Origin of the sequence: Vibrio sp. 10N.222.52.C3 (assembly GCF_041474195.1) — a bacterium.
Taxonomy (GTDB): domain Bacteria; phylum Pseudomonadota; class Gammaproteobacteria; order Enterobacterales; family Vibrionaceae; genus Vibrio; species Vibrio crassostreae_C.
The window spans coordinates 1-25045 of the sequence record NZ_JBFRTQ010000032.1 but is presented as its reverse complement, the minus strand read 5'-3'; the positions used below and the strand labels follow the sequence as shown (position 1 = coordinate 25045).

19 protein-coding genes and 1 pseudogene are annotated in these 25045 nt (G+C 44.9%); 9 read left to right on the top strand and 11 right to left on the bottom strand.

Features of this window, described 5'->3' with window-relative positions; all coding sequences use genetic code 11:
* Positions 1-143: 143 nt before the first annotated feature.
* Positions 144-1613 carry a lactate dehydrogenase gene (locus AB4517_RS05670; RefSeq protein ID WP_017061879.1) on the bottom strand — a complete coding sequence of 490 codons (1470 nt, stop codon included), beginning with the start codon at positions 1611-1613 and terminating at the stop codon, positions 144-146.
* 82 nt (positions 1614-1695) lie between these two features.
* Positions 1696-2406, bottom strand: coding sequence for a purine-nucleoside phosphorylase (gene deoD / locus AB4517_RS05665; protein ID WP_017061880.1), 711 nt, complete (start codon positions 2404-2406; stop codon positions 1696-1698).
* 346 nt (positions 2407-2752) lie between these two features.
* Between deoD and AB4517_RS05660 the strand changes: the two genes are divergently transcribed.
* Positions 2753-3727, top strand: coding sequence for a L,D-transpeptidase family protein (locus tag AB4517_RS05660; RefSeq protein WP_029235199.1), 975 nt, complete (start codon positions 2753-2755; stop codon positions 3725-3727).
* A gap of 157 nt (positions 3728-3884) precedes the next feature.
* On the opposite strand, the gene AB4517_RS05655 is transcribed toward AB4517_RS05660, so the two are convergent.
* Positions 3885-4151, bottom strand: coding sequence for an Lpp/OprI family alanine-zipper lipoprotein (locus AB4517_RS05655; protein ID WP_017061882.1), 267 nt, complete (start codon positions 4149-4151; stop codon positions 3885-3887).
* 361 nt (positions 4152-4512) lie between these two features.
* Here AB4517_RS05655 and AB4517_RS05650 point away from each other — a divergent pair, with 361 nt between their 5' ends.
* Complete coding sequence (locus AB4517_RS05650) at positions 4513-5844, top strand: DEAD/DEAH box helicase (RefSeq protein WP_017061883.1); 1332 nt, start codon at positions 4513-4515, stop codon at positions 5842-5844.
* Positions 5845-5959: 115 nt separating this feature from the next.
* Here AB4517_RS05650 and AB4517_RS05645 read toward each other — a convergent pair.
* A pseudogene (locus tag AB4517_RS05645) lies at positions 5960-7206 on the bottom strand (SGNH/GDSL hydrolase family protein).
* A 473-nt stretch (positions 7207-7679) separates the two neighbouring features.
* Between AB4517_RS05645 and AB4517_RS05640 the strand changes: the two are divergent.
* The gene (locus tag AB4517_RS05640; protein ID WP_050546492.1) at positions 7680-8621 is read left to right on the top strand and encodes a triacylglycerol lipase; all 942 of its coding nucleotides are present in this window, start codon (positions 7680-7682) and stop codon (positions 8619-8621) included.
* A gap of 38 nt (positions 8622-8659) precedes the next feature.
* Positions 8660-9547: a lipase secretion chaperone gene (locus tag AB4517_RS05635; RefSeq protein ID WP_372148033.1), complete on the top strand. Its 888-nt coding sequence runs from the start codon at positions 8660-8662 to the stop codon at positions 9545-9547.
* A gap of 107 nt (positions 9548-9654) precedes the next feature.
* On the opposite strand, the gene AB4517_RS05630 is transcribed toward AB4517_RS05635, so the two are convergent.
* Positions 9655-11298 (bottom strand): methyl-accepting chemotaxis protein, encoded by a 1644-nt coding sequence (locus AB4517_RS05630; protein WP_372074474.1) that lies wholly within the window; start codon positions 11296-11298, stop codon positions 9655-9657.
* 480 nt (positions 11299-11778) lie between these two features.
* On the opposite strand from AB4517_RS05630, the gene AB4517_RS05625 reads away from it, so the two are divergent.
* The 5 genes from AB4517_RS05625 (at position 11779) to AB4517_RS05605 (ending at position 17841) form a co-directional block, all read left to right on the top strand.
* Positions 11779-12600: a phosphate ABC transporter substrate-binding protein gene (locus AB4517_RS05625; RefSeq protein ID WP_372148032.1), complete on the top strand. Its 822-nt coding sequence runs from the start codon at positions 11779-11781 to the stop codon at positions 12598-12600.
* 111 nt (positions 12601-12711) lie between these two features.
* A complete protein-coding gene (gene pstC, locus AB4517_RS05620; RefSeq protein ID WP_017064255.1) occupies positions 12712-13641 on the top strand; it encodes a phosphate ABC transporter permease subunit PstC in 930 nt (309 codons plus the stop codon).
* 15 nt (positions 13642-13656) lie between these two features.
* The gene (gene pstA / locus AB4517_RS05615) at positions 13657-14520 is read left to right on the top strand and encodes a phosphate ABC transporter permease PstA (RefSeq protein ID WP_017064256.1); all 864 of its coding nucleotides are present in this window, start codon (positions 13657-13659) and stop codon (positions 14518-14520) included.
* Positions 14521-14610: 90 nt separating this feature from the next.
* Positions 14611-15360 carry a phosphate ABC transporter ATP-binding protein PstB gene (gene pstB, locus AB4517_RS05610; RefSeq protein WP_004737715.1) on the top strand — a complete coding sequence of 250 codons (750 nt, stop codon included), beginning with the start codon at positions 14611-14613 and terminating at the stop codon, positions 15358-15360.
* Between the two features lie 336 nt (positions 15361-15696).
* Positions 15697-17841, top strand: coding sequence for a GGDEF domain-containing protein (locus AB4517_RS05605; protein ID WP_372148031.1), 2145 nt, complete (start codon positions 15697-15699; stop codon positions 17839-17841).
* 69 nt (positions 17842-17910) lie between these two features.
* On the opposite strand, the gene AB4517_RS05600 is transcribed toward AB4517_RS05605, so the two are convergent.
* From AB4517_RS05600 to AB4517_RS05575, 6 genes are read right to left on the bottom strand one after another with little or no spacing between them, the layout of a single operon-like run.
* A complete protein-coding gene (locus AB4517_RS05600; RefSeq protein WP_372148030.1) occupies positions 17911-19590 on the bottom strand; it encodes a BatD family protein in 1680 nt (559 codons plus the stop codon).
* Between the two features lie 2 nt (positions 19591-19592).
* Positions 19593-21518, bottom strand: a complete 1926-nt coding sequence (locus AB4517_RS05595; protein ID WP_372148029.1) for a VWA domain-containing protein — start codon at positions 21516-21518, stop codon at positions 19593-19595.
* The gene (locus AB4517_RS05590) at positions 21511-22518 is read right to left on the bottom strand and encodes a VWA domain-containing protein (RefSeq protein WP_104216238.1); all 1008 of its coding nucleotides are present in this window, start codon (positions 22516-22518) and stop codon (positions 21511-21513) included. Before AB4517_RS05590 ends, AB4517_RS05595 begins: the two co-directional genes overlap by 8 nt.
* Positions 22511-22996 (bottom strand): DUF4381 domain-containing protein, encoded by a 486-nt coding sequence (locus tag AB4517_RS05585; RefSeq protein ID WP_017065687.1) that lies wholly within the window; start codon positions 22994-22996, stop codon positions 22511-22513. Before AB4517_RS05585 ends, AB4517_RS05590 begins: the two co-directional genes overlap by 8 nt.
* Positions 22993-23919: a DUF58 domain-containing protein gene (locus AB4517_RS05580; protein ID WP_372148028.1), complete on the bottom strand. Its 927-nt coding sequence runs from the start codon at positions 23917-23919 to the stop codon at positions 22993-22995. The genes AB4517_RS05585 and AB4517_RS05580 overlap by 4 nt, the downstream gene beginning before the upstream one ends.
* A gap of 10 nt (positions 23920-23929) precedes the next feature.
* The gene (locus AB4517_RS05575; RefSeq protein WP_017072421.1) at positions 23930-24886 is read right to left on the bottom strand and encodes a MoxR family ATPase; all 957 of its coding nucleotides are present in this window, start codon (positions 24884-24886) and stop codon (positions 23930-23932) included.
* Between the last annotated feature and the right edge of the window lie 159 nt (positions 24887-25045).

Genomic DNA, 25045 nt, shown 5'->3' with positions numbered 1-25045 from the left:
TATAAGAGTGTAATTTGAGATAAGCACCAATTATCTTTCGTAGAGCGTCAAAGGAACATCGATCTTTTCTAATTATGGGTGTTACCTCATGTTGTCGCTTTAAAATCAATGAGTTCCCGAATAATTACCTAGAGGCTTTGTTGCTATGAAAGTAGTTGCTTTAGAGTTAATGGCAGCTCCCCTACGCCTAAGCGTTGTGCTGCCGTGAGCCCTTGCTTATCTTGGTAGCACAGATTGTGCCAAGCTCTAAATATGTCGAGCAATGGAAGAATGCCCCCAGGACGAAGCTTACGTCTGGGCTCATTAATAAAGCTATCAAATAACAACTGAAAGCGCTGTTGATAGAACTTAGTTTGTTGAATTGAGGCTGTGTTAAACCACTGTTTTGGTTCTGGATTGTTACCGGTTAGGTAGCAGATACCTTTCTGGTTATCACCCTGATTGGCAATAGCCCAGCGATCTCGCCACCAACTCATGTGAACGATGTCGATCTTTTCAAAACTTTGGTCGTCTTGCCAGCCTGAATCTTCTTCGACATACATGAGGTCAATATTTTGACTCTGAATGCGCGGCAAACATACACTTAAAGCGGCAGATCTTAGTAATGGATCTTGTGGCATATAGATGGCGACATGCTTGTCTTCGTTACACATATCCAACACATGTAAGAAGTGAGCATAAGAGGTATAAGGCGGTCGAATGAGAGCGCCTTTTGAAGGGTAACTAAATGTGGTGAGGTTACCCATAGGGTCCTCAACGTTACCTCTCGCAAGAATCACTTGGTACTGCTGTTCAATGCGCTCTTTTAGTTTGTCAGAGGGCTGAGGCAGTTCGAGATTTGCTTCTGAAGAGTGCTCTTTGGATACAAATCGTGCCACATCATCATAAGGGTTATGGTCGACGTTTCCTGATGGTTCTTCATTTTGAGAGTAGTTAACGTGTTGGCAAAGTATATAGCCAGAATGCGCCTCGCCCGTCGCTATCCACACCACACCGTTGTTACTTTGTGGTTGCAGACGCTGGTAGTGAGATGCGAACTCGTAATCTTTCGCATGGTTAACCCATCGTGCATCGATCATCGCTAATTTACGACGACAACGGCTCGCGATATGGTCAACATGATCATAGAAAGTCTTTGGGTTGATCTCTAATTTTCGGCAGATTTCACGTACGGAATAGCCCATGAACAGTAAGCCCATGAGGTTCTCTTGAAATTGGAGTTTTTTATTGGATCCAGACCATTTATCAACGAAGGTTGTTTGGCAGTCTTTGCATCGATAACGCTGCCTGTCGCCACTGTAGCCGAAGGCATGATAAAGATGTTTATGGGTATGAACCGATAAGCCGAAGTTATCGCAATCATCATTACGACAAGCAGGGAGCCCGTCGCTGTGAAGTTGTCTTAGGCGATGAAGTTCGCTTAACACTTCACGATTGTTAAGTAAGGGGGGGAAAGCTCCACATTCACGACAAACCATCGCTGGACGCTTAGGGTTCGCGTGTTGCAAAACATACCGTTTTGCATCGCTCAAGCCAAAGTTGTCACACGCCAATGTTTTACAAAAGTTGAGTTGCAAACCATCCGCATCTTTTGGCAGCTTGTCGTTAGACACGATCTCCCCCTCGGGATTATTTGAGCAGCCAAGCGAGCCTGGCTGCGGGGTAACGCTTTTCAATGTATCTTTTATCAAATCGTTAGATGTTGATTGCTGTCTCTAGAGCAACTTTCATCATGTCGTTGAAAGACTTTTGACGCTCTTCAGAACTTAGTTTTTCACCACGGATGATGTGGTCAGATACTGTTAGGATAGTTAGTGCTTTAGCACCAAGGTCTGCAGCAACGCCGTAGATACCAGCCGCTTCCATATCAACACCTAGGATGCCTAGCTTTTCCATTTTTTCGAAAAGGTCAGCTTCTGGAGTGTAGAAAAGGTCTGCAGAGAATACGTTACCAACTTTAACTGGAACTTCTTGTGCACGAGCTTGGTTTACTGCTTCTTCTAGAAGACCGAAATCAGCGATAGCAGCGAAGTCGTGGTTGTTGAAACGAATGCGGTTTACTTTTGAGTCAGTAGATGCACCCATGCCGATAACAACGTCCATTAGTTTAACGTCGTCACGTACCGCGCCACAGCTACCTACACGAATAACGTTTTTCACGCCGAACTCAGCGATTAGCTCGTGTACGTAGATGCAGCATGATGGGATACCCATACCGTGGCCCATTACAGAAACTTTCTTACCTTTGTAAGTGCCTGTGTAGCCAAACATGTTGCGAACGTCACAAACTTGCTTCACGTCATCAAGGAATGTTTCTGCAATGTATTTTGCGCGAAGCGGGTCGCCCGGCATAAGTACTGTTTCTGCGAAATCACCAGCTTGAGCATTAATATGAGGTGTAGCCATGGTCGTTCTCCAAAGTTTAAACGGTAATTATAGGAACAGGATTTAATCAATTACCGATTCTGTTGAATTGAATTCGTTTTGTTGAGGCAATATTAGCGAGTTAGAACGTGGCTCCATGAGACTTTAGTCACAAAATAGGTCTGCCATTATAGTTTTATTAATATTGATAACCAAATATGTTGAAAGCGTAAAGGCAATCGATTTTGTATGGGTAAATTGCAAGTGAATGAGAAGAAAAGGCTTACATATAAACTTGTTGCCTATTAGTTTCGAGACAACAATACGTTGTAGAGACGTTTGATCAGAGATAATCTAAACTTTGATAAAAGACAAACCAAGGATTTGTATGTCGTATTGCGTTAACTCGACGCCTTTGCAGTCAATGAAAACACGACTCCACAGGGCGGCGTCGCTTGTTGTAAGAACTACTTTGCTTGCCAGCGGGATAGCTTCATCGTGGGTGTCTGCTGCAACCTTTGAATTGCCACCAACGGAAAGCCGCATTGTGGGCAGAATCCAGCAGCATGAAGTGGCGGCGGGCGAAACCTTGGCCATCATTGCCAAGCAATACGATATTGGTTTTCTCTCTTTAATGGCAGCCAACAAAGGGGTGGATCCTTTTCTTCCCGCGGAAGGCTATGTGTTAAGCATTCCAAGCCGCTTGATTTTGCCTGACACCCCAAGAAAGGGGATTGTCATCAATCTTGCTGAGTTAAGGTTGTATTACTTTGAGCCTGAGAAAAATCAGGTGCATGTTTTCCCTGTCGGCATCGGTCGAGTGGGGCGTGATACTCCCGAGATGATCACCAAGATAAGCCAAAAAAGACCTAATCCAACATGGACGCCACCAAATTCAATCCGCAACGAGTATCTTGAAAAGGGCATTGAATTACCGAGAGTGGTTCCTGCCGGGCCGGAAAATCCATTGGGAGAGTACGCTTTGAGGCTTGCTTATGGCGCTGGCGACTATTTGATCCATGGTACAAACAAGGATTTCGGGATAGGTTTACGAGTTAGCTCTGGTTGTATCCGAATGGAACCTAAAGACATTGAGTGGCTGTTTGAGCAAGTGAACCGTGGTGAACAGGTCACCATTATCAATGAGCCGATTAAGGTGTCATTAGAGCCTGATAGAAGTGTGTTTGTAGAAGCGCACGAGCCATTAACTCGAAGTGATGGTTCAAAGAAATCATTACAGATCCCTGTGGAACTAAAATGGTGGCTTGAAGACGCAGAACTGCCAAATTCAAAGGCGAAAGCGGTTATCTTTGCTCAAAACGGCGTACCTGTAGAGATAGCACCACCTGTGATTGAGTTTTAATTCGATTGCCTCTTCTGCAACAAGGGGCGGTTTTATCTTGTTTACTCGCATTAGTGTCACCCAAAAAAAGCACCACATCCGATAAGAAGTGGTGCTGTCTATATACTGCTTTTTGCGACTTATTTAATCTACAGCTTAATCGCGATTAGATCTCAAACTACTTAGTGTAAGACTCAGCGATGTTGTCGATGCGTTCGTTAGCACGATCCGCTTCTTCTTTCGCTGCCATAGCGGCTGCTTCTGCTTCTTGAGCCTTCATTTCTGCGGCTGCTTTGTCACTCTTAAGTGCTTCAACTTCGCTTGTAAGTTGAGCCACTTGGTTAGTTAGTTGATCCATTTCTGACACTGCAGCTTCTTCTGGTTCTGAAGAACAACCGGCTAAAATGAAAACTGATGCTGCAGCTGCGATTAACGTCTTATTCATAAGAACTCCTTGCTTATTTATCATCAAAAGATGCGCTATACATTCTTTATCATATAGTCGCTTCATTAATGATTGTAGCGACTAATTTTTTAACTGCAAAAACAATAACTAAAGAAATTGCTAAATTTTTGAGGTAATTAGCTAAGTATCACGTTGTGTCTCATTTATGAGATGAAGGATTTAGAGACGACTTGAAGGTGTTTTTGGAGAGCTATCCCTTTGCTAGCAATGCATACGTTGTTCTAGCTAAAGATAGATAAAGGGATAAATTTACTGTGATCTCTATCCTTATAAAGTACTTTCGCGGTATCATGCCACGTTAAATTAATTTTATTCAATACCATCATGACTGGAGAGTCCTTTGCACTTTAAAGATTTAGGCTTAGATAACCGCTTACTGAAGAACTTAAAACATTACGACTTCAAGAAGGCGACAGAGATCCAATCAAAAGCGATCCCTGTTGCTATTGCTGGTAAGGATCTATTGGCTTCATCAAAAACGGGATCAGGAAAAACATTGGCGTTTGTGTTGCCAATGATACATAAAGCATTAAAAACAAAAGCGTTTTCTGCTAAAGATCCTCGTGGTGTAATTTTGGCTCCTACTCGTGAGCTAGCGAAGCAAGTTTACGGCGAACTGCGTAGCATGCTTGGTGGTCTGTCTTATGAAGCGGCGCTTATCTTAGGTGGTGAGAACTTTAACGACCAAGTTAAAGCACTGCGTAAGTACCCTCGTTTTATCGTTGCGACTCCAGGCCGTCTTGCTGACCACCTAGAACATCGTTCATTGTTCCTAGATGGTGTTGAAACGCTAATCCTTGATGAAGCGGACCGTATGCTTGATCTGGGTTTCGCTCCAGAACTTCGTCGCATTGCCAATGCAGCTAAACACCGTCGTCGTCAAACGTTGATGTTCTCTGCAACGTTAGATCACGCTGAAGTAAATGGCATTGCAAATGAAATGCTAGACGCACCTAAGCGTATCTCTGTTGGTGTTTCTAACGAGCAACACTTAGATATCACACAGAAATTCTACTTATGTGATCACCTAGATCACAAAGAAGCGATTTTAGACCGTGTACTGGAAGAAGCTGAATACCGTCAGGTAATGATCTTCACAGCAACACGCGCTGATACTGACCGTTTAACAGATAAGTTGAACGAGAAGAAGCTTAAAGCGGTAGCACTGAGTGGTAACCTAAACCAAACGCAACGTAATGCTATTATGAGCCAGTTCGAGCGTGCGGTTTACAAGATCTTGGTAACTACCGATGTTGCTTCACGTGGTATTGATATTCCAAACGTGAGCCACGTTATCAACTTTGATATGCCTAAGCATACGGAAGAGTACGTGCACCGTGTAGGTCGTACTGGCCGTGCGGGTAACAAAGGCGATGCGATTTCTTTGGTTGGTCCAAAAGACTGGGACAGCTTCAAGCGTGTTGAACTTTACCTTCAACAAGATTTGACCTTCTCTGTACTTGAAGGCCTAAAAGGTAAATTCAAAGGCATTAAGCCACGTAAGCCTGCGTTTGCTAAAGGCGGTCCTGCTAAGAAGAAGACCAACACTCAAGCGAAGAAAACGCCGAAGAAACCAGTTAAGCGCGATAAGAGCTTCCACCAAAATGTGGCCGTGGGTGATACCGTGTTTATCCCTAAGAAGAAAGTCGCACCAAAAGTGGACGACGAGTAATCACCAGCCAGTTTTAAAGCGTTTGCTAGTAAAACTGACATAAATAAAAACCGCCAATATTAGGCGGTTTTTTTGTATCTCGACCTTGGCTCAGCCATTACTTTTCGATATTTAGTTAGAAATTGAACGTCGAGAACGAATACGCCAAGATGTGGTCGGCAATGTATTTATGAGTAGCTGTAGTTGGGTGTGTCACGCCCCAAAATACATAACTGTCTGAACCATAGGTGGCACAGTCATTGGTTAAGCTGTGGCTTCGCAAGTAGTCCGCGGCTGAGCTTCGATTGATATTAAGACAAGCATCACTCGCGTTTCGAAAGCCATGTTGTTCTGGGTTATCGGTAATGCTGGCGAACAACGCACTTGCATCGAACAACACCACGTTTTTCCCTATACCTTGGTAATACTCGGCTTGAGCTTTGATGAACTGGTTGAATTCTAAGATCTTGCCACGAACTTTTATTATCTCTTGTTCGGTAGAGTATTTGAATTGAGGGGCTTTGGTTGCATCGGGTAAGGTGAACAGCAGGATATTGTTCGCACCAGATTCTGTTAAGCGGATCAGCGCGCTGCTAAAGTCAGCCTTTACATCGGCGACTTCTCGGTTGTAATTCATGAAGTCATTGAGGCCAAACTCTAAAGTAAACAGTGAGTTTTCCGGACGATAGTTTTTGGCGACTTTCATGTAGGTCAGATAAGAGGTGACTTGATCATAAACACCAGTCAATGCCACGTATTGGTTGGTACCTGCGGCGCCACCCACAGCCCAGTTATACAGAGGGACATCTTTCGCTTTTGCTAAATACTCCGTCCAGACTAAACCATTCGAAAAGTGCCCTAAAAACCACGAATCTGCGTTCGGAAAAAACCATTGTGAGCCATTAAATAGATTACCAGTGTCGGACAGGCTATCACCAAAGGTGACAATACGATTGATGCTATTGGCCTGGAACGCGTTATCGTTGGTCCAGATGGAGTGGTTGTAAGAGAAGCGATTATCTGCGGCAAAGTAGGTGATGTCAGCGGCGTCATGTTGGATGTCGAGCGTCTGTTCGCAACGCTGTTTGATTTCAGATTGAGGCGCATCACTGTAGAACATGTTTTTGAAAGAAACAGAAGACCACCAATATCCGTTGATCGTGTAGTAATCACCACTCTCTTTCTTTGCCCACTTCCAGTCGGTGGCTGGGAATCATGAGAGGCATCGGTTCGATACCAACATCTAACATATGAATAGGTCTCTGAGCCTTGTGCACTGAGTACTTGTGCAGATGTAATCGATTCAGGTGTTGGTATTGAGTCTTCAGCGGCATAAGCGCCAAAAGGCAGGGCTAACGTGAGTATTAAAGCCGTATTTTTCATCACTGTATTCTCTTTTATATTTAGATGAGCCAAACAGAAACGCTGTTGCTTGTTGCTTGTTTCTTGATAAGTGGATAACTGGTACGACCTATATCTAAAATCAATAATTAGCGTCAATATATTCAGGGTTGTGGTGTGTCGTTAATGGAATAAGCCTCAAGTTATCAACGAGTTTTTGGTTGAAAAATACCTGTTTCCAAACGGTTATTTGTCGAATAATTTTGGTTTATTGAGAATGTTGAATTGATATTTGAGTCGGGATATTGAAAGAACAATCTCATCAACCTTAGTTAAATGTTAATTTAATCAATTGCTTATGTTTTGTTCTCCTGATTCTGTTTGCCTGATGTTCATCGCACCTGTTTAATTCAAGTTCGCCATCACAAATATGAAGTCGTTACTTTCTGTTTTATAAAATCATCATCTACGGTTCTTTTACTCATCAGAGGTCTAATCTGTTTAAGGAAAGAGCATTGAAAAAGATATTAATTTGGACGATAGCCTGCCTATCCAGTTTTGGCGTATATGCCGGAACGAGCGCATCAGCATTAGAAGCCAGGGGATACACTGAAACGAAATACCCCATTATGTTGGTACATGGTCTGTTTGGTTTCGATACATTAGCGGGCGTTGACTATTTCTATGGCGTACCTGAATCCCTAACCAAAGATGGCGCGAACGTATATGTCGCTCAGGTCTCTGCAACCAACAGTTCAGAGGTCCGTGGTGAACAGTTACTCAGCCAAGTTGAAACGCTGTTAGCTGCAACAGGAGCAAGTAAGGTGAATCTGGTTGGTCATAGCCACGGTGGGCCTACGGCTCGTTATGTTGCGTCAGTTCGACCTGATCTTGTTGCTTCAGTGACCAGTATTGGCGGTGTGCATAAAGGTTCTAAGGTCGCTGATCTCGTTCGAGGGAACGTATCTGAAGGCTCTGTCACAGAAGGTATCGCGGTTAAATTAGCAGGTGGATTAACGACACTGATTAACCTTTTATCTGGTGGAACGGATCTCGACCAAGACGGCCTCGCTTCTCTTGAAGCATTGACCACAGAAGGCTCGCTAGCCTTCAACCAGTTTTACCCTGAGGGCGTTCCGACGTCTGAGTGTGGCGATGGTGAGTGGCAAGCAAGTAACGGCGTTTATTACTATTCATGGACAGGGTCTTCCACTTTTACCAACCTTCTTGATCCTACCGACGGAGCGATGACAATCCTAGGCTTAGCCTTCAACGAACCTAATGATGGCTTAGTAGGAGCATGCAGCGCGCATTTGGGCAAAGTGATTGGTGATGATTACAAAATGAACCACCTAGATGAGATTAATGGGTTATTGGGAATTCACCACTTGTTTGAGACAGATCCTGTAACTCTATATCGTCAGCATGCCAATCGATTGAAGTTGGCTGGCTTGTAGTCTGCAAAGCCGTTTAATAAGAAAACAAGGGAAGTATGATGAAAAAGACCGCCATTTTGTCGATAACCACGATAGCCCTGATGAGCACAGCGGCGGTCTTTTTATATCTAAATAATCAAGATACACATACTGACGACGAACAACGCGTCTCCTCATTGAAAGTCACCTCTCAGCAAGATACCGACATCGATAACGCATCAGCAAAAGACATGATGGAATATTTCGTGTCAGGTAATACAGAATTAACCCTTGAAGATATTCGAGACAACGTGGCGAAACACCACGAACAATCATCAACAACCGTGGTTGATGAAGCACTGTTTGCCAAATATCTTGAGTATAAGTCGGCACTGACATCGTTGGACGTGCAGTTCGGTACCACATCCATTTCCGCTGATGATCTACGTGCACTCAATCAAGCGCTCCTTGACCTCCAAGCTCAGTTTTTCAGTGAGAGCGAGATAAGTATTCTGTTTACGCACGACAACAGAATGAGAGAAATCGCCTTAGAAAAGTTACTTCTGAAACAGGAGGGATTAGAGGATGAAGAATACCAACAAAGACACGAATCCTATCTATCTGAGCAACCTGATTATGTTCAGTCGAGTCACCAGAATCAGGTGTTACTCCAACAGCTCTCTAGCTCTGAAGGTCTCGATGAACAGGGTAAATACTTAAAGAGAAGCGAACTTGTCGGTGAAGAAGCAACCCAGAGACTTGAAGCACTTGATAAACAAAGAGCGGCCTTTGAAGACTCGTTAGAGGTCTACTTCGCAGAACGAAATGATGTCTTGAAAGATTCATTCCTATCAAAAACCGAACAACAAGAGAAGATTGCGCAACTTAGGACTGAACATTTCCTACCAGAACAGCTTAGAAGGGTAGAAGCGATTGAAAGAATTCGAGCGGCTGAATCTCGCCAGTAGTGTCTAAAAGCGAAAAACCAGCCATGATGGCTGGCTTTTTGTTTATCGGCGAGTTCTAAAGAGCATACAGCCTGAATCTGTTTGCCTTGAACTTCGTACCTTGAAGCCTATACCTTAAAGTAATCCAACTGCTGCTTCTGTTGTTCTGCTAGGTTAGAAAGCTCGTGGCTTGCTGCAGCGGCTTGAGTAATGCCGGTAACGTTTTGGCTTACTAGGCTGTAGATGTTTGAGATGTTACGGTTGATGTCTGAGGTTACTTGGCTTTGCTCTTCGGCGGCAGAGGCAACCTGAGTGTTAATCTCAGTCATGTCCGTTACCGAGTTAGCAATGCCTGAAAGCGCCGCGCTTACTTCACCTGCAAGAGTTTGGTTGTGTTCCAGCATAGATAATGAGCTGCTCATGCTTTCATTCGCGTTACCGGATTGAACCTGCAAACCTTCTATGATGGTTTGGATCTCTTTGGTTGAATCTTGTGTACGTGCCGCTAGCATTCGAACTTCATCAGCAACCACTGCGAAACCACGACCGCTTTCACCTGCACGAGCGGCTTCGATTGCTGCGTTAAGCGCAAGCAGGTTAGTTTGTTCAGAGATACTTTGAATCACCTCAATCACTTTACCAATCTGTTCAGAGTGCTCTTTTAGCGTGCCCACAACATTTGCAGCTTCGCTTAGCTGAATCGCCATCTGTTCGTTAGCTTTGTTGCTTTCATTAAACAAGCTCATGCTGTGTGTCGCCATTTCGTCAGCTTGCTTAGACGCTGAGTCGGCTTGTACTGCGTTCTCATTAACGTGTGCTGCTGTGCTTTCTAATTGGTTTACAGCAGAAGCAACTTGTTCTACTTCTTGCTTTTCTTGGTCTGAATTAACGCTCGATTGTGTCATTACTGCTGCTAGCTCTGTCGACGCAGAAGCCACTTCGATACTGATTCGAGACAGCGAGCTTACCGTGTCACGCAGCTGTTCAACAGACTGGTTTACGTCTTGCGCTAGGCGTGAGATTTCGTTGTCGCCATACTCTTCTGCTTTAACTAACAAGTTACCTTTTGCCACTTCGCGCATGGTTGCTTGAATATTGCTGATCGGCTTAACAATGATGCCAGCCAGCGTCCAACTGATAATTAGAGCTACAGATAGGATCACTAGAAGCGCAATGGTTGCGGTATCGAGTGTGCTGGTGTGTTGCTGACCATTGATGTCGACTTCTTGAGTCGCAAGCAGATTCAACTTTTTAGAAAGCGTGTTGATCGCTTGCACCATGTCATTACCCGCGTGTCGGTATTGGTCGATTGCGATCTGGTAGCGGTTTTCAAAATCTGAAGAGAGTGATGTATCGCCGTGTTTCGCTCTTAATAGAGGAAGCATGGTGGTGCGAGAAAAGTCGACATAGTGATTCATCGCTTTGTTCATCGCGGCCACTTCATCTTGCATGCCTGGCACTGTGTCTAATGAATTCAGTAGGCGAGTATTTTGGTCGCGTTTTTGGTTTAGTGTTTCAACCAGTGTTTTTACGTCATCAGCATTGAATAGACTGTAAATCGCTTTGATACGCATGCCATAGCTGTTGTCGACGATTTCGCTGAGTTCTTCTTTATGTAAGATTAATTGGTCGGTTGCTACTGACACATCTTTGAATGCACTTTCTAGCTTTTCACCACCGATAATGACACCGGCTAAAAGTAAAACGACGGAAAATAGTACGGGTATAAGAATTTGTATTTTGATTGATAAGCCACTGAGAAGTTGGCGCATGTAATGTCCTTTTTTGAATAAAATAAATAGATGAGAATTATTATTATTAGAATTAATTGGCGATTCTAACTAATGAGACTGACAATTCAATCAATAAAGGCTTTGATTTCGTTATATGCGATAGGTATTTGATATGGATGGTTGTTTATTGTTCGAAATGGCGATAAAGGTGCATCTTTTTATCCATCGTCTTAGGGCCACTTGATTGATAAATAGAGAAATATATTGGTTAGTATTCGATATAAATAGGGAAGGAAATCTAGCTTTTTGGTGCTCAAACGATGGTGAGACCTGCATTCACTAACTGCATCTGATGGGGGCGCGACTATCAATTCATCGAGTAGGAGAGAAATTAGCCATTAATTTGTAGTTGTCATATAGGCTTCAATTAAGTGAAACACAACTGTCACATTCGGATTCTAAAGTAGGCCTCGTTCAAGCAAAACATTACGGCAATAACGCCACTAAAGGAAATTTGTGATGAAAAAGACAGTTATCGGTGCAATCGCACTACTAGGCGCTCTAACAGTGAATACAGCTTCAGCTAAAGAAACTATCTCTGTAGTTGGCTCTAACAGTGCTTCTCCACTGGTTGAAGTTTTTGCAGAAACCTACATGAATAAAGGCGAACCAGTGTTCATCGAAATTCAAGCACCAGGTTCTTCTGCAGGCATCAAAGCAGCAAAAAATGGAAGTGCTGACCTTGGTATCTCTTCTCGTGACCTAAAAGAAGAAGAGAAAACAGCTGACCTGAAAGAGCTAGTTATCGCTCGTGACGGTATCGCAGTTGTTGTTAACCCGAACAACGAAGTATCTGCTCTTACTGCTGAGCAAATCACTTCAATCTACAAAGGCGACATCACTAACTGGAAAGATGTTGGCGGTGCTGACAAGCCAATCGTAGCAATCACTCGTGATACTGCATCAGGTACACGTGGTGCATTCGAAGACATCATGAAGCTTAAGAAGAAGATTGGCGATAAGAAAGTATCGGCTATCTCTCAACGTGCACAAGTTGCAAACGGTAACGGCGCACTTAAAGTTTCTGTAGCAAGCAACCCATACGCTATCGGCTTTATCTCTCTAGGTACAGTTGACGAATCTGTTCAAGCTCTAACTATCGACGGCGCTGCTGCGACTGTAGACAACGTTAAGAACGGTTCTTACAAAGTTGCTCGTCCATTCCTAGTTCTTTACAAATCAGGCGCTCCAACAGCTGAAACTCAACAATTCCTAGATTGGATGGTTGCAGATGAAGCTCAAGCTATCGCTGGTAAGAAAGGCTACATCACAGTTAACTAATCTTAACTGACTCAATCTTAATTATTGCTCAGCCTGCTTTAGGCTGAGCCTTTTCTTTCAACTTTGTTTATTTCGAGCTCTTATTGAGCCACAAAGTTTGAGATTTTATATATGACCATCGCAAATAGTGAAAAGCTTATGAATACTGAAGCGACTCAAATCAACAAGCCAAGTCTACGTGCTAAGAAGCGCATCGACTGGAGAGAAAGAATCTTCCACGGCTTGTTCTTATCGAGTGCTGTAATCGGCATCGTATCACTAGCCGTTATCGCTTACTTTATCGTTGCAGAGAGTATCCCTGCATTCCAAGAGGCCGGTGTTTCTGGCATCGTTCTGGGTGTTGACTGGTTACCTCCAGCTCTATTCGGTGTTGCAACTATGATTGTTGCATCGATTGTTTCGACACTTGGAGCTGTAGTTGTTGGTGTACCAGTTGGTGTATTAACCGCTATTTTTATTGCTGAGATTGCTCCAAAGCGTCTTGCAGATATTATTCGACCAGCAGTTGAGCTTCTAGCGGGTATCCCGTCGGTAGTTTACGGCTTCTTCGGTCTAGTAATTATCGTTCCAATGATTCAGAACGTTTTCCAAGTACCAGCGGGTAACACTATCCTGGCGGGTATCATTGTTCTGGGTATCATGATTCTTCCTACCGTTATCACGGTTTCTGAAACTTCGATTCGTGCTGTACCTCGCACATACAAAGAAGGTTCACTTGCACTGGGTGCTTCGAAAATCTACACGATTTTTAAGCTACTCGTTCCTGCTGCACGTTCAGGCATTATGACTGGTGTGATTTTGGGTATCGGCCGCGCACTTGGCGAAACGATGGCAATCATCATGGTTATGGGTAACGCGCCAGCGATGCCAGAAGGCATTTTGGACTCTGCTCGTACGCTAACAGCAAACATTGCAATTGAAATGTCTTACGCAAGTGGCGTTCACGCTAACGCACTGTACGCAACAGGTGTTGTACTTCTAGTGTTCATCATGATGTTAAATGGTGCTCTACTTTATCTTAACCGTGAAAAAGCGAAGTAGGCGAGGATAAGTAATATGGATCGCGTAAAACTAAAACAAGCACGTCAAACCAAAGATAACATCCTAAAAGGTTTTATCTGGGCAGCTGCAGCTGTAACCGTTGGTTTCTTATTCTGGATTATTTGGTACATCCTATCGAACGGTCTGCAATACGTAGATTGGAACTTCATCACTGACGATTACACTCGTACTGGTGAAGAACGTGGTATTTTCCCAATGATCATTGCCACGATCTACATGGTAATCGCATCGATTGCGGTAGCCGCGCCACTGGGCATCATGACGGCGATATACTTAACTGAATATGCGAAAGTAGGTAGCCGATTGGTGAAAGTGATTCGATTCTGTACTGAGTCGTTAGCTGGTATCCCATCGATCATCTTTGGTCTGTTCGGTATGACCTTCTTTGTTTCGATTCTTGGTCTTGGCTTCTCGATTCTGTCGGGTGCACTAACGCTAAGTATCCTGATTCTTCCTGTAATCATTCGTACTACAGAAGAAGCATTGATGGCAGTGCCACAAACTTACCGCGAAGGCTCATACGGCCTTGGCGCTTCAAAAATCTACACTATCTGGCGTTTGATCTTACCAAGCGCAATGCCAGGTATCTTAACTTCGGTCATTCTTAGTATTGGTCGTGTAATTGGCGAATCAGCACCTGTATTTTTAACAGCAGGTATGGTGGCACGTGTTCCTGAGTCGGTATTCGATTCTGGCCGTACACTAACGGTTCACCTATATAAGCTGACAACAGAGCTATTTACTATCGATGAGTGGAACCAAGCCTACGGCACGGCGACAGTCCTAATCGTACTGGTTCTCTTGATCAACATGGTTACAAAACTGATTGCGAGACGCTTCAACACGGCAACTTACTAAGCTCATTAGCTGGCTCATAAATAAAGCGAGCCCCCGTGATAAAGAAAGCATCAAGTTAGACACGAATTTAAGAATTTAGAGATTACGAACATGAATAAATTTGATATTGAGAACCTAGATCTGTTTTACGGCGACAACCAAGCGCTTAAATCTATCAACCTGCCAATTCCAACTCGCCAGGTTACTGCTCTGATTGGCCCGTCTGGCTGTGGTAAATCAACACTATTGCGTTGTTTGAACCGCATGAATGACCTAATTGAAGGCGTTACGATTAAGGGTAAGCTGGATATGGATGGCACTGACATCTACGGTAATATCGATGTCGCTGACCTACGTATCCGCGTAGGCATGGTATTCCAAAAGCCAAACCCGTTCCCAATGAGCATCTACGAGAACGTGGCATACGGCCTACGTGCTCAAGGTATCAAAGACAAAAAACACATCGATGAAGTGGTTGAGCGCTCGCTACGCAGTGCTGCACTGTGGGATGAAGTAAAAGACCGTCTTAAAGCGCATGCATTTGGTCTGTCTGGTGGTCAACAACAGCGTCTATGTATCGCACGTACCATTGCAATGGAACCAGATGTAATCCTGATGGATGAACCAACATCGGCTCTAGACCCAATCGCGACACACAAGATTGAAGAATTGATGGAAGATCTGAAGAAAGACTTCACTATCGTTATCGTAACGCACTCAATGCAGCAAGCGCGTCGTATCTCAGACCGCACGGCTTTCTTCCTAATGGGAGAGCTTGTAGAGCATAACGAAACCAGCGTTATCTTCAGTGAACCAAAAGATGATCGTACTAAAGGTTACGTAAACGGTGACTTCGGTTAATCGACGATTTACGTGTGGTATTTAAGCGATTAGATACCTTTACACACTAACTGAAACGCAGGTTAGATAATCGAATAGAACAACAGAATTATCACTATAACTATAAGCGATGGAAGTTTTGCCCCACTATAGGTGGGGCTTTTTTATGTGTCTAAAAAATCCCCAATGTCGATGTGATTTTGGGCAGAGAATCCCATTTTTGTCGTCCTTCTCATGCTTGTGATAATGTTAAAGGTGAAACTGCGACCCGCTTAACATCTCATTTTCACTTACATTGATTGCATATCAAGCCTTCTGTATTTTTGCTTTATTCTTAATCGCCAATGGAAGGAAGCTGTGCCTGTTAAAGCCTTTGCAAAACAAATATCTGCGACACGCGACCATCGTCTGTTGGCTGAGTCTCTTTTTGACTATCTGGTTAAGGTACTTACTCCAAAAGGGATAGGAATATTTGCTGAACCGACGCCGGAGAGCGACGCATTACCGCTTTTTTCTTATGGCGACCTAACCTCATTGGCGAGCTACCCCTCTACATTTTGGCCGTGGGTCTCACAGTTTGATACCGCAGACGGGGTTTTGCCAATGGCTATCAACACCTGCAAGTGGGAACACATGAAAGTGCTTGGTGGGGAGTCGTTTATCATGATGCTCGACAACGCACCTGCCTCCAGAACTTATTTAATTGTTCAAAATTGCAATGCTGAGAAGGTTAATCAAACCTTTGACCAAGATCTTGATGTGTTACAGCTCGCGGCTGCCCGTTGGCAATGTATTCGTGCCGAAAAGAACGCGGCGCTAGAAATCAAACACAGAGACACACGTGAAGCTCAATACTTAGATGAGATAAAGTTACGTGAGCTGTTTGTAGAGAACATGAAGCTGGTTCATCAGGTCGCGCTTGAGCTTTCTAACCCTGAGTCACTCGATGCTTTGTATAAAGCATCGGTTGAGGCTGTGCGAGACAGGTTAGGGTTTGATCGTGCGATCTTCATGTTGCTTGATATGAAAAAGCGTTGTTTCAGCGGAACTTATGGCACTGACGAAGCGGGTAAAACCAACAGTGAACACCACACTCAATACGATTTGCACCAACTTGAAGCGGAATACATTGAAGCGCTGTCTGACAACCACACCAACTTAGTCATTATTGAACAAGCGCCACTCTACACCGAAGGCAAGGTGGTGGGGCAGGGCTGGAATGGGATGCTTATCTTGCGTGAAGGGGATAAACCGGTCGGCTGGATTGCGATGGATAACTACATCCACCGTTCACCCATTACCAATTATCAAAAGCAGATGCTTGAGTCCTTCGGCTCGCTGCTCTCTCAGATATACATTCGTAAACGCCAAGAGCAGAACATACGCATGCTGCACTCGAGCATGGTGGAGTTGTCTCGCTGCGACAGTGTTAGTGAGGTGTGTAAGTCTGCGGTTAGCTTTGCTATTCAACACCTAGGCATCGACCGATTGGCAGTTTTCCTGACGGATAAGAATTGCAGCTACATGCAAGGTACTTGGGGCACTGACATCAAAGGCGATATTGTCGATGAGTCCTATTATCGCTCTGAGCTGGTGGAACGTGACATTGTAGCCGCAGCTCGTGCTTGCCCTAATCAAGTTGCCTTTGAAGAATCAGTTCCTATCTATCACGATTTCAATATTGTGGGAGTCGGTTGGACGGCAATGACCATGCTCACCACCAATACGGGTGAACCGATTGCGTTTATCGCTGCTGATAACCTATTAACTCGCAGTCCTTTAACCTCACAGCTTCGTGAGGTAATACGTATCTTTGCTTCGAGCCTTGCTGAGGTGCTGCAAAGAACCATGGCTCAAGAAGAACTGAAAAAGCTCAATGAAACATTGGAGCAAGAAGTCAGTAAGCGCACTCAAGAGCTTGAAAGAGCCAATGAACAGTTAGACATCATTTCTAAGCTAGACCCACTGACGCGCCTTGGAAACCGCCGTATGTTGTCGCAGGTTCTAGAAGACTTGAACGGTGACGATCAAGGTGCCTTTGCCTTACAGAACGAAATTACATTTGGCTTGATTCTTGTCGACCTCGACCACTTTGGTTTGTACAACAGTGTCTATGGTCATACTGAAGGGGATGCGGCTCTGAGGACGGTAGGTGAGATACTGAATGCCCATGTTCACAATGATAAAGAAACCTTCTGCCGGATTGGCGGAGAGGAGTTTATGTTGTTGATGATCGGCACCCATCACTCTGAGACCAAGCGGCGAGCAGAGTCGATCAGAAAATGCATTGAAGAGGCGAAGATCCTCCATTGTGAAAGCAGCACTAGTCAGTATTTAACTGCGTCTGTCGGGTATGCATCGATAACTTCTGATCAGCACCAGTTTGACTTCGACCTACTGTATGGCAAGGCAGATAAAGCCTTGTATCAAGCCAAAGACTCTGGGAGAAATCGAATCGTTTCTGCCTTAAAACGTAAAAAAGTCACAGCCTCTCTTTCTTAAAATAAAGGCCGTTGATCTCAAGATGATCAACGGCCTTTGTGTTTTACTGTTCTTGATGAACAGCGTCGACTAAAGATTTTCTAGCGAACTATTATGCTTTTTACTCGCAACTCTCTTGGGCTTCTTCACCGTTTTGATTGCCAGCTCAGGGCTCCATGTTTGGGCTGGTGAACCGGCTTCACCATAAAGGCTTTGGTTTAGCTTGGTGAGTTCGGCTTCAACGGTTTGTAACGTCTCATCACTTAGATCTGTATTTTCAGATTTCCATTGCTCAAATAAGGTTCTGGTCATCACGCCATCTTTCGTTCTTAGAGCTTCAATAAGCGCTTCTGCGGTATCTGATTGACGTTCAACAGTGTGTGTTGGTTTTGTCGTTACACCGCGGCGTGACCAGAAGTAGAATGCCAATGCTGAGCTGATTAGCCACAAAGCTGCAAATAGGGCGGTGAGATAAGGCCAGATCCCTGGGCTATCCACAGTAACAACCGTCGGGCTTACTTGTTGGGCGGGCGTAGCAGTAACTGGTGGAGTGCTTGACGCTGCGCGATCACTTGCTTTTACCGCTAACTCTAGCCCCTGCGCTTTGCTGGTTTGTTCTGATTGCAAATCGGTGTTAAACCAAGCTTGAGACACATCAGGAAGCGAGATATTTCCAGCCTCTTTCGGAATCAAGACTTGCTTGTAAACAACGACAGCATCACCTGACTGAGTTGTGCCAAATCGCGGCTTCTCTTCATAAACACGTACCGAATTAGGGTAGGTGATATTCAGTTTTGGCAGTTGGTGTTGCGTTAAGTTGCTAGCCGTCATGGTGATGGTACGAGTTAACGAGTCACCCGCTTCCATTTCAATGGTTGGGTTGTCGCCTTCTAAACCATTACTATTTCCCAGTTGATTGCCTTGGCTATCGGACCATTGTTGAATCAGTTTGAAGTTTGATGTTGGTAACCACTCACCTTGGTAGCCTTTTGGTACGTCCTTCACAGTTACATCTAAGATTTCAACGGGCGTGTCGAGCTGGAAAAGGCGCGTTTTGCTTGAGTTGTTGGTTGAGTAAACAACGGCTCCAGTCAGCTTCGGTCCGTTAAGCTTAAATTGACCTGCTTTTTGTGACGAGATACGGAATGACTGTTGAACTACCGTCACCTCCTTTCCATTGAGAACGTCTTGAAATTGCTTCGATTCCCCAATAGGTTCCACATCTAAGCCTGAAGAGCTCGGTGGCGCTATTTTAGGATCTTGCAGCCTTCTTGGGTCAGCTTTGATGATGAGTTTTACATCAAGCTCAGCCACTTCTTCTGGGTACAGCGAGTTCTTGCTGAGATTAAGCTGGAACTCTGCCATATCATGTTGAGTTGGAGCGGCTTTGTTAATTGCAACATTGATGGTGATAGGCTTGGTTTTTGCCCCTTCAATATCAAAACTCGGGATTTGCAACTTACCCAAACGCAGTGGAGCAAGGCTAATGTTCCATTCACTTGATACCGAACGGCTGCCATTGACGATTCGCATCGACGACCCAAAGTTTGGTGTGCCAACATAGAAATCCTGCTGGAGCGCTGTTAGATCTAGAGCATCAGAGGAGACCTTTTCATCGGTTGCAACTCTAAGAAGGAACACTTCATCTTTGGTGACACTGTTATGTGAAACGCTCGCCACGGCGTTTGCAGCCAATACTGAGAAGGACGAGAAAGCTCCCAACAACAATGTTAGGAGTACGGATAAAAATGGCTTGTTTAAAAATCGCATGGTTACCACTTTTTGTTCTGGTTGTTAGGAGCACTTTTTTGTCGTGCTTGTAAAATCATTTGCGCTTTAAGCAGTTGGCTCGGGTCACGGGCGCTTTCTACTTGCTCAAGTTTTCGCATGTCAGGGTCGCTCGACAGAGGTTGATCTGAGGTTTGTGCTACAGCTTGCTGACTACTTTGCTCACCATCTTCTTTTGAAGCTTGTTGTGCGCTAGCACTTTGAGGTGTAGCGCCTTCTTGGTCACTCTGTTTCGGCTGATCACTGTTACTTTGTTGCGTGGCTTGCTTGTCGTCTTGTTTAGACTTTTCAGAGTCAGAGTGATTTTCAGGTTGGCCTTGAGATGAGTTTTGGTCTTGGCTACCGCGTTGATCTTGGTTACTGCTTTGATCTTGCGACTTGCCACTGGAGCTTTGTTGTTGATCCTGAGAGCTTTGCGAAGAATCATTTTGCTGACCTTGCTGACCTTGCTGACCTTGCTGACCTTGCTGACCTTGCTGACCTTGCTGACCTTGCTGATTTTGGTCATTCTGGTCTTTGGAGTCAGAATCGCCTTGCTGTTGCTGTTGCTGTTGCTGTTGCTGTTGCTGTTGCTGTTGCTTCTGAGCCTGTTCGACAATCTCTAGGTTCTTCTTCGCATAAGCATGTTCAGGGTTGCTTTCAAGAATACGTTGATACTCTTGGATCGCTTGGTCGTACTTACCTTGTTGGGCTTGAGCGTTAGCAAGGTTGTAGCGAGCATCTTCACTAGAAAGCTCTTGCAGCGTCTGCTCTGCGGCTTCGAAATCACCGGCTTTGTATTGAGCAATGCCTTTCCACTCTTGTTGGGTGAACTGTTCAGCAGCTTGTTGGAAGTCCTCGTCCTGATACAGCTGATAGCCTACTTGATCATTGGTTTTCCACGGGTTCGCAAACGCAGTATTTGGTTGGCTAAAAGAGATAACTCCAGCTAAGGCACACCAAATAACCCCTTTCCTGAATAATCCAAGTGCCGGAAGTAATAGCAAAGGCAGTAACCAGAAACCGTTGTTCACTCTGGTGTTGAGTGAGTTCTTGGTCTTGGTTACTTCCGATGTTGTTGCAACGCGGTCGAGGTAGCTCGCGATGTGTTCAACATCTGAGTTATCAAATTGAACTTCAGTGAACGTGCCACCATAGCTGCGTGTAAGCTCGCGCATGTTCTTCAAGTTGGTTCTTGCCACCACGGTTTGTCCTGAGTCGCTTTGCAGCATCGACCCCGTAGGTAACGAGATTGGCGCACCGTTTTCACTCCCTACAGCTAGAATCGACAATGTCCAATCGTTGCCAGAGAGTAGGGAGTCGATCTGCTTCTTCTCTTGGTCATCGATGTCATCAGCAATCAATACCAAATCACCTTGGTAGATCTTCGCGCGAGTCATAATATCAATCGCAAGCTTAACGGCTGATGCGGCATCACCACCTTGATAAGGCATGATATCTGGCGATAGGTTAGGCACTAGGTTTTTGATGGTGTTGATGTCTGACGTTAGCGGGCTAATGGTGTAAGCATCCCCAGCATACGCCACCATGCCTGTTAGCCCTTCCTTCCATAATGAAAGCAGATCAAGAGCCTTGTATCGCGCTTGAGTTAAGCGATTCGGCTTAATATCGGTGGCATACATTGACATCGACATGTCCATGATCACAACTCGTGCCTGCGTTTTTTCAAAGCTTGGTTGTTCGTTTTTCTCGAAGCTTGGCCCAGCTAACGCAATAACGCCGACCAGCCACCAAATACCGAAGTAAGTACTGCGATTTTTCGATGGCTTGCTTGATTCTGGCGCCAAGTAACGGGCGATGTGTGACGCGAGTAATCCTTGTTTGGACTGTGTCTTGCTCAGCCACCAAATAGCGGGCAGCACGGCAAGCGCCAAGAACCAATATGGGTAGATAAAAGTAAAGTTAGACATTGTTTCTCCTAATGGCTAACAGCATAAATGCGAAGAACATTGCCGCCGACAGTGGCCATACAAACCACTCTTGTTGCGGTCGCCAGATCTTAGTGGCGTTCGTCACGGGCTCTAACTGGTTAATGGTGTCGTAAATCGTCGCTAACTCTTTGCTGTCACGCGCTCGGAAGTACTGACCGCCGGTGCGTTTGGCAATTTCTATTAGTGTACGTTCATCCAAGTCTTGAGCAGTATTGACTTTGCGCGTCATGAAGAACTCTTTGACCATCATCTCGCCTGCACCGACACCCACGGTGTAAATCGTTGCGTCGTATTTCTTTGCAATATCCGCCGCTTCTAATGGGTCTAATACCCCGGCGGTATTACTGCCGTCGCTGAGTAGAATCATTACACGTTGGGGTGCATCGCTATCGACAAAGGTTTTGGTGGCAAGACCAATACCATCACCAATCGCTGTTTGAGTACCAATCAGCTTTAACACCGCTTGATTGAGCTGTTGTGAAAGCGTATCTCTATCTAGCGTAAGCGGGGTCTGCAAGTAGGCGTGATCAGCAAATAACACCAGTCCAACTCGGTCGCCTTTTCGTCGCTCAATAAAGTCACTCAATACGCGTTTCACCGCCGATAAGCGGTCGATGTACTCGCCATTGAATTGCATGTCCTCTTGGCTCATGGAGTAGGAGAGGTCGACAACCAACATCAAATCACGGTGCTTCGGTTGAAACTCAACGGGTTCGCCATACCATACAGGGCGTGCGCTCGCCGTAACCAGCAGAAGCCAGATAATCACGGACAACGCCTTTGGTAAGCGACTGCTCGGTGTTTTGGTATTACTGTCTTCTGGCAGAAATGGAAGTCTTAGGGCATTGCTTGATTCTGACTTTGGTGAGAACAAGTAAACGAGCAACGGCAGTGGCGCGATGAAGAACATCCACCACCAAACGAACTCGATGTTTAGCAAGTCCCCGCTTAGAAACATAGGGCTTAGAAAATCACTCATAACGACCTCGCTTAGGAGGAAGGGCTTTACGAAGCCAAGTTTCGCAATCATTAACTAATTGTTGTTGAGCCTTTTTCTGTTCGTCATTCATAAGGGCTACATCTTGATAGAGCGCTTGTTGCCACTGGGATTGTTTTGCTACAAATAACGGCTTCGCCAATTGCGCATCTAAGAACTTCAACCAATCATCACCAGACAAACCTGCAATTTTTTCACGAGGGAAATAGCTCAGTGCTGCTTGACGAACGATGTCTTGAGCTTTGCTCGGAGACAAGCCATCTTGGGACTGACTATTACTAAAGTAAGACAGCGCTTCTTGTTTCGCCTGTTGATTGTTTTTTCTACGTTTTAGAATGAAAAACACCAAGGCAATCAGGAAAATGGCTGTGATAATGACTGCCCACCAACCCCACGCCAAAGGCCACCAAGTCGGGGCGTCTGGCGCAATCACCGGACTTAAATCTAAGGGCTGTTTCATGACTGAGCTCCTGATATCTGGCTCATGAGTGACTGCGCACTCGACAGCGAGCTATAAGGTATCGCGAGAGATAACCCCATCTGTTGCAGCTGCTGTTTCTTAAGCGAAAAAGCATGGTTAAGCTTTTGCTTTTCTTTATTAGAAGAGAAATTAAACCATTGAGTTTTGCTGCCATCGGTGACCTGTTTAGAGCCTTTATAGGTGGTTTCACCTTGCTCTAGCGGGTCGTAGAAATGCACAAGACGTACTCTGTTGTGTCGGCGAATTTGACTGATAAGTGAGTAGTCACTTTCTTGGTAACGCACAAAGTCACTGAGCATAATAATATCGCTTCCTTTAGGGCAAAGCTGGTGCAGAGATTTCAGCCCATGCTCTAAGGTTGTGTCATTATGATTGTCGTGATGAGTCAGCGCTGCATTATTGATTTCTATGACTTTTTGCAAAATACGCAGTGGAGCATGGTTGCTTGCACTTGGCTTAATCTCAATGACCTCTTTGCCAGTATCGATCACCGCGCCAATTCGATCTTTTTGAGCCACAGTAAGCCAGCACAGTTGGCTAGCAAAGTGTGCAAGTTGAACCGATTTCAGCAACAAGGTTGAGCCGAAAATCATACTGCTTGATAGATCCAAGAATAAAATGACAGGCTGTTCTCGTTCTTCAGAGAAAAGTTTGGTATGCGCTTTGCCCGTTCTGGCTGTTACACGCCAATCAATGCTGCGAATGTCATCTCCCGCTTGATATTGACGAACTTCAGAGAAATTCATCCCGCGACCTTTACGGTTGCTCTCGTGTTGGCCGTTAAGCTGTGACCAAAGGCTCTTGGCGGGAGACAACCAGCGAACAGACTGCGCTTTGTATTGCAGCAGCTCATCCAGATTTAACGTGACGCCGTCACTATGGTTGGGTAGTTGATTATTCATGCGCGTATCCCTATGCGCTGCCAACCAATGAAATAAGGTGTGCGATCACTTGGTTTGCGGTGACACCTTCAGCTTGTGCGTGGTAGCTGCGCAGTAGACGGTGGCGTAACACAGGGAATGCCATCGCTTGAACGTCTTGTGGCGTGACGTAATCTCGTCCTGCAAGCCAAGCGTGAGCGCGGGCACAACGGTCTAACGCAATGGTTGCACGCGGGCTGACACCCATGTCTAACCATTGATCAAGTTGGTCACTGTATTGCTTAGGTTGGCGAGTCGCCATAACCAGTCTGATGATGTACTGCTCAATGGTGTCTGCCATGTGAATGTTGAGCACTTCTTGGCGCGCTTCAAAGATCGTTTGCTGAGATATCTGTTGTGGCTGAGCTGATTCGTTACCTTGAGCCTCACCACGGTTGAGTCGTAAGATCTCAAGCTCGCTTTCCATATCTGGGTATTCAACCTCTAGGTGAAGCAAGAATCGGTCTAACTGAGCTTCCGGTAGCGGGTAAGTCCCTTCTTGTTCAATTGGGTTCTGTGTTGCCATTACCAAGAACAACTCAGGCAGCGCATAGGTTTTTCGACCGGCAGTTACTTGTTTCTCTGCCATTGCTTCCAGCATTGCCGCTTGAACTTTCGCCGGAGCACGGTTGATCTCATCCGCTAGAATCAATGAGTTGAAAATCGGGCCTGATTGGAAAGTGAACTCCCCAGTCTCAGGACGGAAGATGTCGGTACCCGTCAAATCAGCTGGCAACAGATCGGGAGTGAATTGAATACGGTGGAAGTCACCCTCAACACAGTCAGCCAATGATTTTACTGCACGAGTTTTTGCTAAGCCGGGAGGTCCTTCAACGAGGATATGACCATCTGCTAAAAGGGCGATCATCAGTTGCTTAACGAGCTCTTTTTGACCAATGATTTGAGACTCTAGATAGTTTTGAAGGACTTCGAAATTTGTTTTGTGCATTTTGGACTCTCTGGGTATCCATTTGATTTTTATTTTGAGTATTGGTCACTGATTTCGAGGAAAAAGTTCCAGTACATTTGCGTAATTTATTTTTTCAAAATTGGAAATATTTACAAGTGGTTAGCTAAAAAAATCGTTAGGTTGTGATTATTACTATAT

Bases quoted from the DNA above. Each gene is read 5' to 3' on its own strand.
- deoD (WP_017061880.1), bottom strand. From the start codon at position 2,406: ATGGCTACACCTCATATTAATGCTCAAGCTGGTGATTTCGCAGAAACA.
- AB4517_RS05660 (WP_029235199.1), top strand. From the start codon at position 2,753: ATGTCGTATTGCGTTAACTCGACGCCTTTGCAGTCAATGAAAACACGA.
- AB4517_RS05655 (WP_017061882.1), bottom strand. From the start codon at position 4,151: ATGAATAAGACGTTAATCGCAGCTGCAGCATCAGTTTTCATTTTAGCC.
- AB4517_RS05635 (WP_372148033.1), top strand. From the start codon at position 8,660: ATGAAAAAGACCGCCATTTTGTCGATAACCACGATAGCCCTGATGAGC.
- AB4517_RS05630 (WP_372074474.1), bottom strand. From the start codon at position 11,298: ATGCGCCAACTTCTCAGTGGCTTATCAATCAAAATACAAATTCTTATA.
- AB4517_RS05625 (WP_372148032.1), top strand. From the start codon at position 11,779: ATGAAAAAGACAGTTATCGGTGCAATCGCACTACTAGGCGCTCTAACA.
- pstC (WP_017064255.1), top strand. From the start codon at position 12,712: ATGACCATCGCAAATAGTGAAAAGCTTATGAATACTGAAGCGACTCAA.
- pstA (WP_017064256.1), top strand. From the start codon at position 13,657: ATGGATCGCGTAAAACTAAAACAAGCACGTCAAACCAAAGATAACATC.
- pstB (WP_004737715.1), top strand. From the start codon at position 14,611: ATGAATAAATTTGATATTGAGAACCTAGATCTGTTTTACGGCGACAAC.
- AB4517_RS05600 (WP_372148030.1), bottom strand. From the start codon at position 19,590: ATGCGATTTTTAAACAAGCCATTTTTATCCGTACTCCTAACATTGTTG.
- AB4517_RS05595 (WP_372148029.1), bottom strand. From the start codon at position 21,518: ATGTCTAACTTTACTTTTATCTACCCATATTGGTTCTTGGCGCTTGCC.
- AB4517_RS05590 (WP_104216238.1), bottom strand. From the start codon at position 22,518: ATGAGTGATTTTCTAAGCCCTATGTTTCTAAGCGGGGACTTGCTAAAC.
- AB4517_RS05585 (WP_017065687.1), bottom strand. From the start codon at position 22,996: ATGAAACAGCCCTTAGATTTAAGTCCGGTGATTGCGCCAGACGCCCCG.
- AB4517_RS05580 (WP_372148028.1), bottom strand. From the start codon at position 23,919: ATGAATAATCAACTACCCAACCATAGTGACGGCGTCACGTTAAATCTG.
- AB4517_RS05575 (WP_017072421.1), bottom strand. From the start codon at position 24,886: ATGCACAAAACAAATTTCGAAGTCCTTCAAAACTATCTAGAGTCTCAA.